Source organism: Vibrio sp. 1078-1 (genome assembly GCF_033340475.1).
This window is the reverse complement of record NZ_JAWOWM010000633.1, coordinates 1-583: the sequence shown is the minus strand read 5'-3', so window position 1 is coordinate 583 and position 583 is coordinate 1. Positions and strand designations below refer to the sequence as shown.

The 583-nt window shown below is 52.5% G+C and carries 1 pseudogene; it reads right to left on the bottom strand.

The features are described 5' to 3' along the window. Nucleotides 1-583: pseudogene (locus R7190_RS29210) on the bottom strand (calcium-binding protein); the annotation flags it as partial.

The following is a 583-nucleotide window of genomic DNA, read 5'->3' as shown; positions in this document are numbered from 1 at the left end:
TGACGCGGAACACTTCATCGCCTTCCGCGTAAACATCATCTACCGTATCGATGGTAAACGTGGCAGTTATGCCGTCGGCACCAATAATGGCTTGAGTGGTTTCGGTGATGTCATCGCCTGACGCAGTGGTGTAGCTGTAAGCGAGCGTGACGATGCTACCGACTGGCGCCGGATCGCTCAATGTCACGGTGTACTCTGTGGTGGTGTCACCTTCCACGACATTCGCTGGACCAGTCATGGTCACCGTAACCGTATCTTCTGGACCAGGATCGGTTTCATCACTGATGGTGGTATCGACAAACGCATTGTCTAAATTCAGTGCTTCAAAGATTGGATTACTGTCGCTATCGACAATGCCTGATACGCTGACACGGAATACTTCATCGCCTTCGGCATACACATCGTCCACGGTATCGATGGTAAATGTAGCCGTCACGCCATCCGCTCCAATCACTGCTTGAGTGGTTTCGGTGATGTCATCACCTGACGCAGTGGTGTAGCTGTAAGCTAAGGTCACGATGCTACCCACAGGAGCCGGATCGCTCAGTGTTACGGTGTAGTCTGTGGTGGTGTCACCCTCCAC